The following is a 14,272-nucleotide window of genomic DNA, read 5'->3' on the forward strand; positions in this document are numbered from 1 at the left end:
ACGACTGTCTACATCTCCCAGGGGAACCATGAGAAAAACCGTCGCCGTCCCTGCCATCGCCCTGCTGTTCGTCACCGGCTGCGGCGCCGCAGCCGCGGATCCCGGAAGCCTGCCAGCCTCCGATCCGACCACTGCCCAGCCTGCCGCAGAAACAGCGGCACGGAACTCCGAAGAGCAGACCTGCTCCAAGCTGCTCGAGACCAACGGTGAAGGCCCCCTCTATCAAGCCATCTATCTGCTCAAGATCGGTGACGGGACGAGCCTCTTCGAGGGAAGCGCCGAGACCGCCAGCACCCTCAATGACGAACTCCAGGGCATAGCCCGGGACGCCCCGCAGGACATGGAGACTGCACTGGTGGAGCTGGCCTCCCCCATGGAGAGCACCATCCAGCTGACTGATCACCCCGGCTCTCCCTGGGACGTCAACATCGAGACCTGGAAAAACTCCGTCGCGGAGCTCCTGACCCGCTGCGCGCCCTATGAGTCCGGCACGGGCAACCCGGCATCCTCCGCGACCCCTGCCCCTGTCACCGCGGACGGAGCCGGCGCCGCCCATCCCGGTTACCCCTTGGTGGTGGAGGCCGCATCTCTGGACTACCGCGTAGCAGCCTGGTTCACCGGCAGGCTCGCTGGCGACCAGGTGGTTGCTCTGGCACCGGGACTCTACGCGCCCTACGACCCCGCCGTCCCCGATCTGCAGTCCTACTTCACCGCTGACCGGGCGGTCGGGGACGGCACCATGAAGCGGATCGTCTTCCCCGGCTCGGGCGGCGCCGCCACGTGGTCGGGAGTGCATCCCGGAGGTCAGGAACCACAGTAGGGGTCTCCTGCCGCCGGGAATGATTCACTGAGACCCGTCGTTGTCGCACTATGTAGATGCAAATGCATATACTTGTAGCTGCACCAGCGACATCGGAGGACACCATGCAGATCGGCGTATTCAGCGTCAGCGACATCACCCGCGATCCCGTTACCGGACGGATCCCCACCGAGGGCGAACGGATCAAGGCCGCCGTCGCCATCGCCAAGAAGGTCGAAGAAATCGGCATGGATGTGTACGCCACCGGCGAGCACCACAATCCGCCGTTCTACGCCTCCTCCCCCACCACGCTGCTGGGCTACATCGCCGCGCAGACCGAGCGGATCATTCTCTCCACGGCCACCACGCTGATCACCACCAATGACCCGGTGAAGATCGCCGAAGATTTCGCCATGCTTCAGCATCTTTCCGACGGCCGCGTGGACCTGGTTCTGGGCCGCGGCAACACCGCCCCCGTCTATCCCTGGTTCGGCAAGAACATGCAGGACTCGGTGGAGCTGACGGTGGAAAACTACAACCTGCTGCGCCAGCTCTGGGACAAGGACACGGTGAACTGGGAGGGTAAGTTCCGCACTCCGCTGCGCAATTTCACGGCCACCCCGCGCCCGCTCGACGGCGTTGCCCCCTTTGTATGGCACGGCTCCATCCGCACGCCCCAGGTGGCGGAAATCGCCGCCTACTTTGGTGACGGTTTCTTCGCCAACAACATCTTCTGGCCGAAGGAGCACTACATGGCGCTCATCAGCCTCTACCGCGAACGCTACGAGCACTACGGCCACGGCCGGGCCGACCAGGCCATCGTGGGCCTGGGCGGACAGTTCTTCATGCGCAAAAACTCCCAGGACGCCGTCAACGAGTTCCGGCCCTACTTCGATAACGCTCCCGTCTACGGCCACGGACCCACCATGGAAGACTTCACCGCGCAGACCCCGCTCACCGTCGGCAGCCCGCAGGAAGTCATCGAGAAGACGCTTTCCTTCCAGGAATACTTCGGCGACTACCAGCGCCAGCTGTTCCTGATCGACCATGCCGGCCTACCTCTAAAGACCGTCCTGGAGCAGCTGGACCTGTTTGGCGAGTACGTGCTGCCGGAACTTCGCCGCGAGTTTGACTCCCGCCGCCCGGCTGACGTCCCCGAGGGCCCTACTCATGCCGCACGGGTAGCTGCAGCTCAGATTTCGTCACGTTCATCTGCCGTCCCTTCTCTTCAGTAGGCTAAAGGTATGTCCCTGGATACCAGCAGCACCCCCGTTCGACAGGCAGCCGAGGCCTGGGAGTCCCTCTTCCGGACCCAGGTGGGGGTGATGCGCCGACTGCAGCGGGATCCGGCGTTCAAGGAACTGTCCATGCGGGAGTACGATGTCCTGTTCAATCTCACCCGCTGCCCCACCGGCTGGATCCGCCTGAACGAGCTCAATGAGCACCTGCTGATCAGCCAGCCAAGCCTCAGCCGCATGGTGGAGCGGATGGAAGCCAAGGGACTGGTTCAGCGCCGGCCCGCACAGCACGACCAGCGGGGCGTGGAACTCTCCCTCACCGAGGAGGGGCTTGCGCTGCAGCGGCGGCTGGGCCGGGCGCATGTGCGCGGCATTTACGACCTGCTCTCACCGGCGCTCACCGAGGCCGAACTGGCAGAACTGAAATCGCTGACCGACAAGGTGCTTGCCAGTCTGGCCGCCAGCGAGAGCTAAGGCCTCACCGCAGCCCTTCTACCCGAACGACGGCGGGAGCCACGTGGACGATTTCAGCACCGACGCCATCCCGGACCTGTCCGGGACCACCGCCGTCGTCACCGGCGCCAACAGCGGACTGGGCCTGCAGAGCGCCCTCGTCCTCGCCGCGAAAGGCGCCCGGGTGGAACTCGCCTGCCGGGATCGGCAGCGCGGCGCGGCCGCCCGGGAACGGATCCGCACCGAAACCGGCAACGACAACGTTCATCTGCGGCAGCTGGATCTTGCCTCGCTGGCGTCCATCCGGCGGTTCGCCGCGGAGCAGGAAAAACCGGTGGACCTGCTGATCAACAACGCCGGAGTCATGGCGACTCCGCACCGCACCACAGCCGACGGCTTTGAACTCCAGTTCGGAGTCAACCATTTGGGACACTTTGCCCTGACCGGACTGTTGCTGCCGGCGCTGCGGCAGGCTCCGGCTCCGCGCGTCGTCACCGTGTCCAGCCTGGCCCACCGCGGCGGACGGATCGATTTTGAGGACCTGGCTGCTCAACGCAGCTACAGGCCGTGGAACCGGTATAACCAAAGCAAGCTGGCCAATCTGCTGTTCACTTTTGAGTTTCAGCGCCGGCTTACGGCACACGGAGAGAAGATACTGGCCGTGGCGGCCCATCCCGGGTTTGCCAACACCAACCTCACCGCCGGAATGAACCATCCGGCCACCCTGGACGTCCTGGGTGCCTTCTTCCGCCTGCTGGGCCAAAGCGGAGCATCCGGAGCATTGCCCACGCTTTATGCCGCCACCGCACTCGAGGTCCGGGGCGGAGAATTTTACGGACCGGGCGGTCCGGGCCAGCTCCGCGGCAGGCCGGCGCTCGTAACCCCTGCCCCACAGGCGTCGGATCCCGAAACCGCCCGCCGTCTCTGGGACATCAGCACCGAGCTCACCGGGGTCCGGTTCGCCGGGCTCGATTAGCTGCACCGAGTAACTGCACCGAGAGAACTAGCCCTTTGCGCCCGGTCGTCCGTCCGGCGGAACGGAAACTCCGGGATCCGCCGCCGTGAGCGGTGGATCCGCGAACGCCAGCCGCGGCACCAAGAGCAACAGGGCGGCGGCAATGAAACCGGTCACCGAGCACACACTCCAAACCACCAGGTAGCCCGAGAGCGGTGCAGCAGTTCCCGCGGCCTGGACCCCGTCCGCCACGGCATCCGTTGCAGCACTAAGCAATGCAATGCCGAAGATAGCTGAGGCAAAGGACCCGCCAATGGTCTTGGTGGTGTTCGTCAGTCCGGTTGCCATCCCGGTGCGGTTGCGCGGCGCTGCGGCGGCCGCTGCGGAGGGCAGCGCCGCCACCAGCGCCCCCGAGCCCAGGCCGGCCACGATCATGTTGGTCAGGGTCTGGGCCAGCGTGTTGTGGAAGGGCAGGAACAACAGGTAGCCGAAACCCACCAGCGCCGCTGCTCCGCACAGGGTCAGCCGCGGAGTGAGGTACCGGGACACCATCGGGAACAACAGCGCTCCCACCAGCACGGACAGGACATAGGAGCCGATGATGATCGAGACGTCCCCCGCATCCAGGCCCAGCCCATAGCCGTGCACCTGCCGGTCCGTGCGGGCGAAGGTGGACATGGGGGCCTGCGCGCCGAGCACCGAGATGCCGAACAGCCCGGCGGTGAGCTGCACCGGCCACATGGCCGAATCCCGCAGCATGCGGAAGTCCACCAGCGGATCCGTCCGGCCCAGTTCCCAGCGGATAAACGGCACAAAGGCCGCCACCCCTGCCAGCAGGACACCCCAGACCCACCAGGTGCCCGGACCGTTGATGCGCAGGAAGCTCAGGCCGGAGGTGATGAGCAGCAGCCCGAAGGCCAGCAGCAGGAATCCCCTGCCGTCCAGGATGCCGCCTGCCCGCTCGGTGGTGTCCGGAACACCAAACTGCACGGCGACAATGCACAGCGTTACGGCCACCGCCGGGATCATCAGCGTCAGCTGCAGGCGGCCGGCGAAGACCTCAACAAGGGCGCCCGCGGCCAGCGCACCGGCGATGACGCCGAACTGCAGGGCACCCACCAGCAGCCCTGCGGCCTTGCGGGTCAGGGCAGCTCCGCCGGGAGCGGTGGAGGCGCGGCTGAAAATGAGTGCGATTTCCAGCGGCAGCCAGACCACGTAGAAGCCCTGAAGTGACCATGCAGCCAGGAAGGTCCAGAAGTCCGGCGCGAAGGCGACGCCCCAGGACGCCGCCGCGGTTAGCACGGTGGAAACCAGCAGGATCCGTTTGTGCCCGTAGATGTCGCCCAGTTTGGCCAGCACGGGAACGGCGAGCGCGCTGAGCATCAGCTGGGCGGCCTCGAACCAGTTGACGTCGCCGTCGTTGATCCCCAGGTTCCGTGCAATGTCGGTGAGGATGGGCGTGTAGTAGCCCTGCAGGATCCCGGAGGTGATTTCCACCAGCGCAAGGAAAAGCACCACGGGTCCCAGCGAGCGCAGGCTGCGGCGCCCGACCTCGGCGGCCGGCTTCACTGCCCCGCTCCCAAGCCGCGCAGCAGGCGGGCGTAGAAGAGAATTCCCTCGCCGAAGGTTTCGATGCCCAGACACTCGTTGTCCGCGTGGATGTTCGCCCGGTCCTGCCGGCCCATCCGGAACGGAGCGAAGCGGTACACGGCGTCGCAGATTCCGGTGAAGCGGCGCGAGTCGGTGCCGCCGAGCATGATGTACGGAGCGGTCACGGCATCCGGGAACACCGCGGTGATACTCCGCTCCAGCAGGGTGAACTGGGCGTTGTCCGTGGCCGAGATTGGTGACGGTTCGTTGCCTTCCACCACGCGCAGCGAGACGGAAGGATCATTGATGATCCGCTCCAGCTTCTTCACCGTGCCGGCGACGCTCTCACCGACCGCAACTCTGATGTTGGCGTTGGCCGTGGCCCGGGACGCGATGACGTTGGAGGCCTTGCTGCCCTGCAGCTGTGTGATGGCCACGGTGGTGCGGGTCAGGGCGCCGGGCTCGCCGCCCATCCGCGCCAGCATCTTCGTCAGCGGACGCCGGAAGATCCGCAGGTTGCCGAAGACCAGGCGTGCCGGAAAACGGGCCGAGGAGGCCAGGCGTCCGATCATCTCCACGGTGGGGTCCGGCAGTACGGCGGGCAGCGGGTTGGCGTCCAGTCGGGTGACGGCCCGGGCGAGCCTGGCGGTGGCTCCGCGGCGGTTCGGGGTTGAGGCGTGTCCGCCGGCGTCCTCGGTGGACAGTTCCACGTCCAGGATGCCCTTTTCCGACACTCCCACCACCGCCACCGGCCGGTCTACGAAGGGAAAGGCCTGCGTGGCCACGGCGCCGCCTTCATCAAGGACCAGCCAGGGGCGGATCCCACGGCTTTCCAGCAGGGCGGCGGCGGCCTCGGCGGTGTCGCCGGCGGTTTCCTCGTTGTTCCCGAACGACAGGTAGACGTCCCGTGCCGGAACAAAGTCCTCCGCCAGCAGCTGTTCCGCCGCTTCCAGGATTGCGGTGAGTGATCCCTTGTCATCCAGGGTTCCCCTCCCCCAAATCCGACCGTCCGCAATCGCACCGGAGAAGGGCGGGTGCGTCCATGACGCCGGGTCCTCCACCGGCACCACGTCATAGTGTGCCATCAGGACCAGCGGGGCTGGAACCGTCGCGCCGTCCTCGTTCCCGGCGTCGTCCTGCGCCTGCGAGCCCTGCCAGCGGTACAGCAGGCCGAAGCCATTCACCCGTTCCAGTGACAGCCGCCGGTGGACCAGCGGAAACAGTTCGGGCAGGGCATCAATGAAACCGTCGAACTCTTCGATGCGGACCTGACCCGGGTCCCGGGAGGAGACGGTTTGATAGCTGATCAGCCGGGAAAGTTTGGGTGCCGCTGTGGTGCCGACCGCCAGCGCCTGGCCGGGCCCGGTTTCGCGCGCGCGGGCTGCTGAAGATGTGAGATGCATGCCCAGAGTGTAGCGGGCATCACAGGACGCGCGTTCGAGGTAGCCTTGCGTCTGCCGTATGCCGCAGCCGTCGTCGCGCTTTAGGAGGAAAAATGACCAGTTCCACCGTCCTTGTCCGCCCCCCGGTCGAAGGCGATGCGCCCCGGTTGGCCGATACCCATATTTCCGCGTGGCGGGCCGCCTACCGGGGAGTGATGTCCGACGAATATCTGGACGGGCTGGATCTTCAGGCATACGGCAGAGGCTGGCGGCGGAACATTCTTGAGCCCGGGCCTGGAATCTTCCACCTGGTGGCGCAATCAGGCGGTGAGGTTGCCGGGTTCTGTATTTTTGGGCCGGCCGAACGCACTGCCGGTTCGGGTTCGGACACCACCCCGGAAACAGGTTCGGCAACAGGTCAGCTGTATGCGATCAATGTGCATCCGGACTTTTGGGCGCAGGGTGTCGGTTCGGCCCTGTTTGCCGCTGCGGAAGACAAGCTCACGTCGCTGGGATACAGCAGGGCCTTCCTGTGGGTCGAAGCAACCAATAGAAGGGCCATTGATTTTTACACCAAACGGGGCTGGCTGGACGACGGCGGAACCCTGCAGGACACCCGGTTTGATCCACCCGTGTCAGAGCGCCGCCACAGCCGGAACCTGTGACTCGTCGCGGTCCACGGCGTGCAGAACGGCTGCCCCTCCCGGAGTCTCAGTGCCGGTGCTAAGTTCGCCGTAGGTCGTGGTGCGCTTCGCGGAGAGGCAGAGTTGACGGAGAGGCAGAGTTGGCAAAGTTCAGCAGGCCGCCGGCAGAACCGTCGGCACCCAACGCCGGGGCCAAGGCAGCGCTGAGGACGTGGCTGCTCTTCGGGCTGCAGGACAGCAAGGGCACCCACCTTGGCCCGGGCGCGGTGAGCCACCCCCGGCTGAAAAAACACTCTTGGTGGCAGGTCATGTGCCTAACCGGCGTGGACTACTTCTCCACTTTGGGCTACCAGCCGGCTATCGCGGCCCTGGCCGCCGGAGTGATTTCCCCGCTCGCCACGCTGGTGCTCGTGGCCGTCACGCTGCTCGGCGCATTGCCGGTCTACCGCCGGGTAGCCGGTGAGAGCTCCCACGGTGAAGGGTCCATCGCCATGCTGGAGCGGCTGCTGCCGCGCTGGGGCGGGAAACTTTTTGTCCTGGTGCTGCTGGGATTCGCCGCCACGGACTTCATGATCACCATGACTCTGTCCGCCGCGGACGCCACCGCGCATGCCATCCAGAACCCCCTGGCCCCCGGATGGCTGCAGGGGCAGAACGTCCTCGTCACTCTGTTCCTGCTGGCGCTGCTCGCCGCGGTGTTTCTGCGCGGCTTCACGGAAGCCATCGGCGTCGCCGTCGCCCTCGTGGCCGTGTATCTGGCCCTGAACGTCGTGGTGGTGGCTGTGACCCTGGTCGAGGTCTTCACCCACCCCCTTGCCGTCGGGAACTGGTGGGAAGCCCTGTCCACCTCGCACGGGAACCCGTTCATGGTGGCTGGGATCGCCCTGCTCGTCTTTCCCAAACTGGCGCTGGGCCTGTCCGGCTTCGAGACCGGGGTTGCCGTCATGCCCCAGATCAAGGGCTACCCCACCGACACCGAGGACAACCCCGTCGGCCGGATCAAGGGCGCCCGGAGGTTGCTGACCACCGCCGCCGTGATCATGAGTTCGTTCCTGATCACCACCAGCTTCATCACCGTGGTGCTGATTCCGGAGCAGGAGTTCCAACCCGGAGGCCAGGCCAACGGCCGTGCCCTGGCCTTCCTGGCGCATGAATACCTCGGTGCGGGCTTCGGCTCCGTTTATGACATCAGTACCATCGCCATCCTCTGGTTCGCCGGCGCATCGGCCATGGCCGGGCTGCTGAACCTGGTGCCCAGGTATCTCCCCCGCTACGGCATGGCCCCGGGCTGGGCCAAAGCCGTCCGGCCCCTGGTGCTGGTGTTCACCCTTGTAGGGTTCCTGATCACCTTCCTCTTTGACGCCGACGTCGATGCCCAGGGCGGTGCCTACGCCACCGGCGTGCTGGTCCTGATGACCTCCGCCTCCGTGGCGGTGACCCTCTCCGCTCGGCGGTCGAAGCAGCGCAAACGCACCGTGGGCTTCGGGATCATCGCCGTCGTGTTCATTTACACCACGATCGCGAACGTCTTCGAACGCCCCGAAGGCATCCGGATTGCTGCCGTCTTCATTGCCGGCATCATCGCGATCTCCCTGCTGTCCCGGATCCGGCGCTCCTTTGAATTGCACGCCACGGATGTCCATTTGGACGAGCAAGCCCTGGAGTTCGTGTCCGATGTTCAGGACGGGCGCCTGGGCATCATTTCCCACGAACCCCTGCGGCTCACTCCGGAGGCCTACCGGGAGAAGCTCGCCTCCGCAATCGAGGTCAGCCACCTGCCCGTGAACCAGCGGGCCCTCTTCCTGGAGGTGACCGTCGACGATTCCTCCGACTTCGAAACGGCACTGGAAATACGCGGCGTTATCAGGCACGGCTACCGGATCCTGGAAGTCCACGGCCCGGTGGTGCCCAATACGATCGCCGCGGTGCTCCTGCACATCCGCGATGTCACGGGCCTGATGCCGCACATCTACTTCCGCTGGACCGAGGGCAATCCTGTCACCAACCTCCTGCGGTTCCTGTTCCTGGGCGAAGGCGAGATTGCCCCCGTTACCCGCGAGGTGCTGCGCGAAGCCGAACCCGATGTCAGCCGGCGCCCCTGGGTCCACGTCGGCTGATATAGCCGGTCAGCCGCCCGGCCGCACCACTGCAAGCCCTCCCACCGCGGCCACGGCAGCGGCCACGGCATGGGCGGCCCGGTCAACCTCGTCCTCCCGGAGAGCGGAGGTGAACGTGAACCGAACGGCGGTCTGCGCCGTTTCCCGGTCCACCCCCATCGCCGTGAGCACTGCCGAGGGCTCATCGGACCCGGCGGCACACGCCGAGCCGCTGGAACACAGCACCCCGGACCGTTCCAGTTCCAGCAGCACCGCCTCACCGGAGGTGCCCGGAAAACAGAACGAGGCGTGCCCGGGCAGCCGCTCGGTCCGGTGCCCGGTCAGCAGGGCGCCCGGAACCTCGCCCAGCACGGTGTCGATCAGCCGGTTCCGCAGCGCTTCGGCGTGCCGGGCAGCGTCGTCGCGCTCTGCGGCAGCCAGCGCCAGGGCGGTGGCCATGCCCACCGCACCGGCCACGTTCTCCGTCCCGGAGCGCCGGCCGCGTTCCTGCCCGCCACCGTGCATTACCGGCTCCAGCGCAGGCGCGCCGCGCAGGTACAGCACCCCGATTCCCTTGGGCGTGCCCAGCTTGTGCCCGGACAGGCTCAGTGCGTCCACCCCCAGCAGGCTGACATCCAGGTTCAGCCAGCCGCCGGCCTGCACTGCGTCGATATGAAACGGCACGCCGGCTGCACGGCAGGCGGCGGCAATCTCCTGAACGGGCTGCACGGTTCCCACCTCATTGTTGGCGTGCATCACCGAGCACAACACAGTTTCCGGGCTCAGAGCCGCGGCGGCCTCCCCGGGATCCACCCGGCCCGTACCGTCGACCGGCAGCAGCGTTACCCGGAAGCCGTGCCGCCGCTGCAGATAGTCCAGCGATTCCTGCACGGCCGGATGTTCGACGGCGGTGGAGACGATGTGCGCCGCGGTTCCGTTCCCGGCGGAGAACGGGGCAGCGGTTCCGGCCCGGTCCCCCGCGCCGTTTCCCAACCGGTCCAAGCCGGCCAGGGCCAGGCCCTTCACTGCCAGATTGTCTGCTTCCGTACCACCAGAGGTGAAGATGATTTCTCCCGGGCGGCAGCCCAGCACTCCGGCCGTCGTTTCCCTGGCAGCTTCCAATGCCACGGCGGCGGATTCCCCGACGGAGTGGGAACTGGAGGGATTGCCGAACCCGGTGGTGAGGTACGGCCACATTGCCTCCAGCACTTCCCGCCGCGGCGGGGCGGTGGCGGCTGCATCAAGGTAGATCACATCAGGTCCAGGCCGAGGTCCAGGGCCCGGACGCTGTGAGTGAGCGCTCCGGCGGAAATGAGGTCAACACCGGTGAGTGCGATGTCCGCGACCGTGTCCAGACGAACATTTCCGCTGGCTTCGACCAGTGCCCGTCCATTGATCAGTTCCACACCCCGGCGCAGGTCCGCCGGGGTGAAGTTATCCAGCAGCACGGTGTCCGCGCCGCCGGCCAGGACTGCCTCGATCTGGTCCAGCCGGTCCACCTCCACTTCGAAATGCACGGTGTGCGGAAGCCGGGCCTTGGCGGCGGTCAGGGCCTGTGCGAGATCCGCTCCCCCGGCGGCGAGCAGCGTGAGGTGGTTGTCCTTGGCCATCACCGCATCCGAGAGACTGAACCGGTGGTTGTGGCCGCCACCGCACCGCACCGCGTGGCGTTCCAGGATCCGCAGCCCCGGGGTGGTCTTACGGGTATCGGTAATACGGGCGGCGGTACCGGCGGTCTGCGCAACGAAGGCGGCGGTCAGGGTAGCGATCCCGCTCAGCCGCTGGGCCAGATTCAGTGCCACCCTCTCCCCCGCCAGCACCGCGCGGGCGGGACCGCTGACCTCCGCCAGCACTGCCCCGGCACGGAAGGTTTCACCGTCACGGACCCGGAACCGGACTGCCGTTTCCGGCGACGCCAGCCGAAACGCCGCCTCGATGACCTGCTCGCCACAGAAGATGCCCGGTTCCCGGGCGGTCAGGACTCCCGCGGCCCGGGACTTCGGGGGAACCAGCAGATCGGAGGTGATGTCCCCCCACGGTGCGTCCTCTGCGAGCGCCGCGGCCACAATGCGGTCCACCGCGTCCTGCGGAACGGGCATCACTTCCCGGGGATCCGGGGCGGGGGCATCAACGTTCGGTGCGGTGCTGTAACTGGTCATGGGCACGGATCCGTTCATGGGGTTCGGTATGGAAGTCATCGGACGAGGTCCAGGGTTGTGCCGGCATGTCGCCCCGCAGCGTGGTCCGCGATGCGTGGCGTAGCGTCGGTCCGGTAATGCGCGCCCACGGACTCCGTGCGCCGCAGAGCAGCAGCCAGGAGGAGCCGGGCTGAGGTAAGCAGGTTCGTGTCTTCCAGGAGGTGTTGATCTGTTCCTGACCCTGACCCTCCTTGCCCTGAGGCCGCACCAACCGTGTGCTGCTCCCAGCGGGCAACCGCGGAGGCAGCGGCAGCCAGCCCATCGGCGCTGCGGAGCACACCGGCATGGGCTGACATCAGGTCCTGCAGCGCAGCACGGCTGAAAGCAGGCTGCTCCCCGGCGGTGTCCCGTTCGGAAACCCCGCTTCCAGCAACGACCAGACCTCCGGCAGCGGCCGAAGATGCTCCGGTCCCCCTGTCCGCAGCCGCGGCAGCCCCCGCCCGGGCCCCGAACACCAGTCCCTCCAGCAGGGAATTCGAGGCCAGCCGGTTCGCCCCGTGCACCCCGGTGCAGGCGCATTCACCGGCGGCGTACAGCCCGGGCACGGTGGTATGCCCCCAGAGGTCGGCGGCCACCCCGCCCATCCAGTAGTGTGCGGCAGGAACCACGGGCAGCATCTCCCGTTCCCAGTCCAGGCCGTACCGCCGGGTCATTGCGTCCAGCCCCGGAAAGCGCCGGGCCAGGTAGCCGGGACCCCGGGCGGCAGCCACACCGGTGGCGTCCAGCCAGACCCGGGACTCCCCGCTGTCCCGCAGGTAGGCGCTGACCGCCCGGGAGACGACGTCGCGCGGAGCCAGTTCCGCCTCCGGATGCGCGGCTGCCAGAAACCTCTCACCGGCGGCGTTGCGCAGCACGGCCCCCTCGCCGCGCACGGCTTCGGAAATCAGAGGATTACCGGGCACGTCAAGGGAGGTGGGATGGAACTGAAAGAACTCAAGATCCCGCAACGCAGCGCCGGCGCGGGCAGCCAGCGCCACGCCGTCGCCGGTCGCGGAGTCCGGGTTGGTGGTGTGCGCATACAGGGTTCCGGCGCCGCCGGTAGCCAGGATCACGGCGTCGGCCGCCAGGATCTCCCGGCGCCCGTTCCGGAGCAGTTCCACGCCCGTGACCTGGCCGCTGTCAAGCAGAAGCCTGGCAGCAAATGCGGATTCGGCAACGGTGATCCGCGGTTCCGCCGCAACGCTCCGCAGCAGGACAGCGGCGATGCCGGCTCCGGTGCTGTCGCCGTTGACGTGCAGGATCCGCCGGGCGGAGTGCGCCGCCTCCCGGCCCAGCGCCAGCTCCCCGGCATCATCCCGGTCAAAGGGCGTCCCCAGCTCCAGCAGCCGGCGGATCTGTTCGCCGGCGGTCGCACACAAAACCCGCACCGCTTCGGCGTCGCCCATCCCGGCACCTGCCGCCAGCGTGTCCGCCGCGTGCGCGCCTGCCGTGTCTCCGGCCGCTGCCGAACCCGGAACCACGGCGGCGATCCCGCCCTGCGCCAGCCACGTGTTGGACTGCTGCACGGTGCCTTTGGCGAGCACTGTCACTTCCACGCGCGGATTCGACTGCACGGCGCTCAGCGCCGCAACCAGCCCGGCAATCCCGCTGCCGACGACGGCGATCACGGGTGCGCCGCCAGCATCCGTTCCAGCGCGGTCCGGGCGGGGACGGCCACGGCGGCGGGCACCGTGATCCGGTTCAGGGTTTCGCCGCGGACCAGCCCCTCCAGTACCCAGGCCAGGTAACCCGGGTGGATCCGGTACATCGTGGAGCACGGGCAGATCACCGGATCCAGGCAGAAGATGGTGTGCTGCGGATACTGCGCCGCCAGCCGGTTGACCATGTTGATTTCGGTACCCACGGCAAAGGTGCTGCCGGCCGGAGCGGCATCGATGGCCTTGAGGATGTAGTCCGTGGACCCGGCCTCATCGGCCGCGTCCACCACGGGCATCGGGCATTCGGGGTGCACAATCACCCGCACGCCGGGAAAGTCCGCACGTGCCTTGGCGATCTGGGCCACGGTGAAGCGCTTGTGCACGGAGCAGAACCCGTTCCAGAGCAGCACCCTGGCGTCCTGGAGTTCAGCGGCCGTGCTGCCGCCCAGCGGCAGTCGGGGGTTCCACATGGGCATGGCCTCCAGCGGGATGCCCATGGCTTTGGCGGTGTTCCGGCCCAGATGCTGGTCCGGAAAGAACAGCACCCGCCGGCCGCGTTCAAAGGCCCATTCCAGGACGGCCGCGGCGTTGGAAGAGGTACAGACAATACCGCCGTTCTCCCCACAGAATCCCTTCAGCGCCGCCGAGGAATTCATGTAGGTGACCGGAATGACCGGCAGCCGGCCGTCGTCGTCGGGCGCCGATCCGAAGAGTGCGGTGAGCTGGTCCCAGCAGGCGGCCACCGACTCAATATCCGCCATGTCCGCCATGGAGCAGCCGGCGGCGAGGTTGGGGAGCATCACGGCCTGGTCCGGACCGGACAGCAGGTCAGCGGTTTCGGCCATGAAATGGACGCCGCAGAAAATGATGGCTTCGGCGTCCGGCTTGGCCTTGGCCGCTTTGGCCAGCTGAAAGGAATCACCCACAAAGTCGGCATAGCGCAGGACCTCGTCGCGCTGGTAAAAGTGGCCCAGGATCACGGCGCGGTGCCCCAGCTTTTCCTTGGCGGCGAGGATGCGCAGGTGCAGTTCGGCGTCGGACGCCAGCCGGTATTCCTCTGGAAGGACGCCCTGCCGGGGTGTGGCGGGCGGCGCGGCGTCGTGCATGGAGGCGCCGGGACCATAGTCCGGCAGCGGGGCGCCGTCGAACTCCCACGGCGGCATCATCAGGTCCGGCGTGCAGGTAGCGGTGGAGGTTTCGCCGTTGGCGGCGGCCTCGGCCGAAATCAGTGCGACGGCGGTGGCCACGCTGGGCGCGGAGGTAACGGGGGCATTGCTCAT

12 protein-coding genes are annotated in these 14,272 nt (G+C 67.2%); 6 read left to right on the top strand and 6 right to left on the bottom strand.

Annotated features, from left to right (window positions below):
* Positions 1–28: 28 nt before the first annotated feature.
* The 4 genes from ABIB35_RS13840 to ABIB35_RS13855 all read left to right on the top strand — a co-directional run bounded on the left by ABIB35_RS13840 (position 29) and on the right by ABIB35_RS13855 (position 3,466).
* Positions 29–820 carry a hypothetical protein gene (locus tag ABIB35_RS13840; protein ID WP_354182306.1) on the top strand — a complete coding sequence of 264 codons (792 nt, stop codon included), beginning with the start codon at positions 29–31 and terminating at the stop codon, positions 818–820.
* A 104-nt stretch (positions 821–924) separates the two neighbouring features.
* Complete coding sequence (locus ABIB35_RS13845) at positions 925–2,034, top strand: LLM class flavin-dependent oxidoreductase (RefSeq protein WP_354182308.1); 1,110 nt, start codon at positions 925–927, stop codon at positions 2,032–2,034.
* 9 nt (positions 2,035–2,043) lie between these two features.
* A complete protein-coding gene (locus ABIB35_RS13850) occupies positions 2,044–2,511 on the top strand; it encodes a MarR family winged helix-turn-helix transcriptional regulator (RefSeq protein WP_354182310.1) in 468 nt (155 codons plus the stop codon).
* A gap of 43 nt (positions 2,512–2,554) precedes the next feature.
* Positions 2,555–3,466 carry an oxidoreductase gene (locus tag ABIB35_RS13855; protein ID WP_354182312.1) on the top strand — a complete coding sequence of 304 codons (912 nt, stop codon included), beginning with the start codon at positions 2,555–2,557 and terminating at the stop codon, positions 3,464–3,466.
* 27 nt (positions 3,467–3,493) lie between these two features.
* Here the strand turns inward: ABIB35_RS13855 and ABIB35_RS13860 are convergent, their stop codons facing one another.
* Both ABIB35_RS13860 and ABIB35_RS13865 read right to left on the bottom strand, forming a co-directional pair.
* Positions 3,494–5,014, bottom strand: a complete 1,521-nt coding sequence (locus tag ABIB35_RS13860; RefSeq protein WP_354182314.1) for an MFS transporter — start codon at positions 5,012–5,014, stop codon at positions 3,494–3,496.
* Positions 5,011–6,438: a M20/M25/M40 family metallo-hydrolase gene (locus tag ABIB35_RS13865; RefSeq protein WP_354182315.1), complete on the bottom strand. Its 1,428-nt coding sequence runs from the start codon at positions 6,436–6,438 to the stop codon at positions 5,011–5,013. Before ABIB35_RS13865 ends, ABIB35_RS13860 begins: the two co-directional genes overlap by 4 nt.
* Before the next feature lie 92 nt (positions 6,439–6,530).
* Here ABIB35_RS13865 and ABIB35_RS13870 point away from each other — a divergent pair, with 92 nt between their 5' ends.
* Both ABIB35_RS13870 and ABIB35_RS13875 read left to right on the top strand, forming a co-directional pair.
* On the top strand, positions 6,531–7,082 hold the full coding sequence (locus ABIB35_RS13870; RefSeq protein ID WP_354182316.1) for a GNAT family N-acetyltransferase: 552 nt from the start codon (positions 6,531–6,533) through the stop codon (positions 7,080–7,082).
* A 119-nt stretch (positions 7,083–7,201) separates the two neighbouring features.
* The gene (locus tag ABIB35_RS13875; RefSeq protein ID WP_354182317.1) at positions 7,202–9,178 is read left to right on the top strand and encodes an APC family permease; all 1,977 of its coding nucleotides are present in this window, start codon (positions 7,202–7,204) and stop codon (positions 9,176–9,178) included.
* A 9-nt stretch (positions 9,179–9,187) separates the two neighbouring features.
* On the opposite strand, the gene ABIB35_RS13880 is transcribed toward ABIB35_RS13875, so the two are convergent.
* The 4 genes from ABIB35_RS13880 to nadA all read right to left on the bottom strand — a co-directional run bounded on the left by ABIB35_RS13880 (position 9,188) and on the right by nadA (position 14,272).
* Complete coding sequence (locus ABIB35_RS13880) at positions 9,188–10,411, bottom strand: cysteine desulfurase family protein (RefSeq protein WP_354182318.1); 1,224 nt, start codon at positions 10,409–10,411, stop codon at positions 9,188–9,190.
* On the bottom strand, positions 10,408–11,256 hold the full coding sequence (gene nadC / locus ABIB35_RS13885; protein WP_354182366.1) for a carboxylating nicotinate-nucleotide diphosphorylase: 849 nt from the start codon (positions 11,254–11,256) through the stop codon (positions 10,408–10,410). Before nadC ends, ABIB35_RS13880 begins: the two co-directional genes overlap by 4 nt.
* Before the next feature lie 95 nt (positions 11,257–11,351).
* Positions 11,352–12,962, bottom strand: a complete 1,611-nt coding sequence (gene nadB / locus ABIB35_RS13890; protein ID WP_354182319.1) for an L-aspartate oxidase — start codon at positions 12,960–12,962, stop codon at positions 11,352–11,354.
* Positions 12,959–14,272, bottom strand: a complete 1,314-nt coding sequence (nadA, locus tag ABIB35_RS13895; RefSeq protein WP_354182320.1) for a quinolinate synthase NadA — start codon at positions 14,270–14,272, stop codon at positions 12,959–12,961. Before nadA ends, nadB begins: the two co-directional genes overlap by 4 nt.

It is taken from the genome of Arthrobacter sp. UYP6 (assembly GCF_040547315.1).
Taxonomy (GTDB): Bacteria; Actinomycetota; Actinomycetes; order Actinomycetales; family Micrococcaceae; genus Arthrobacter_B.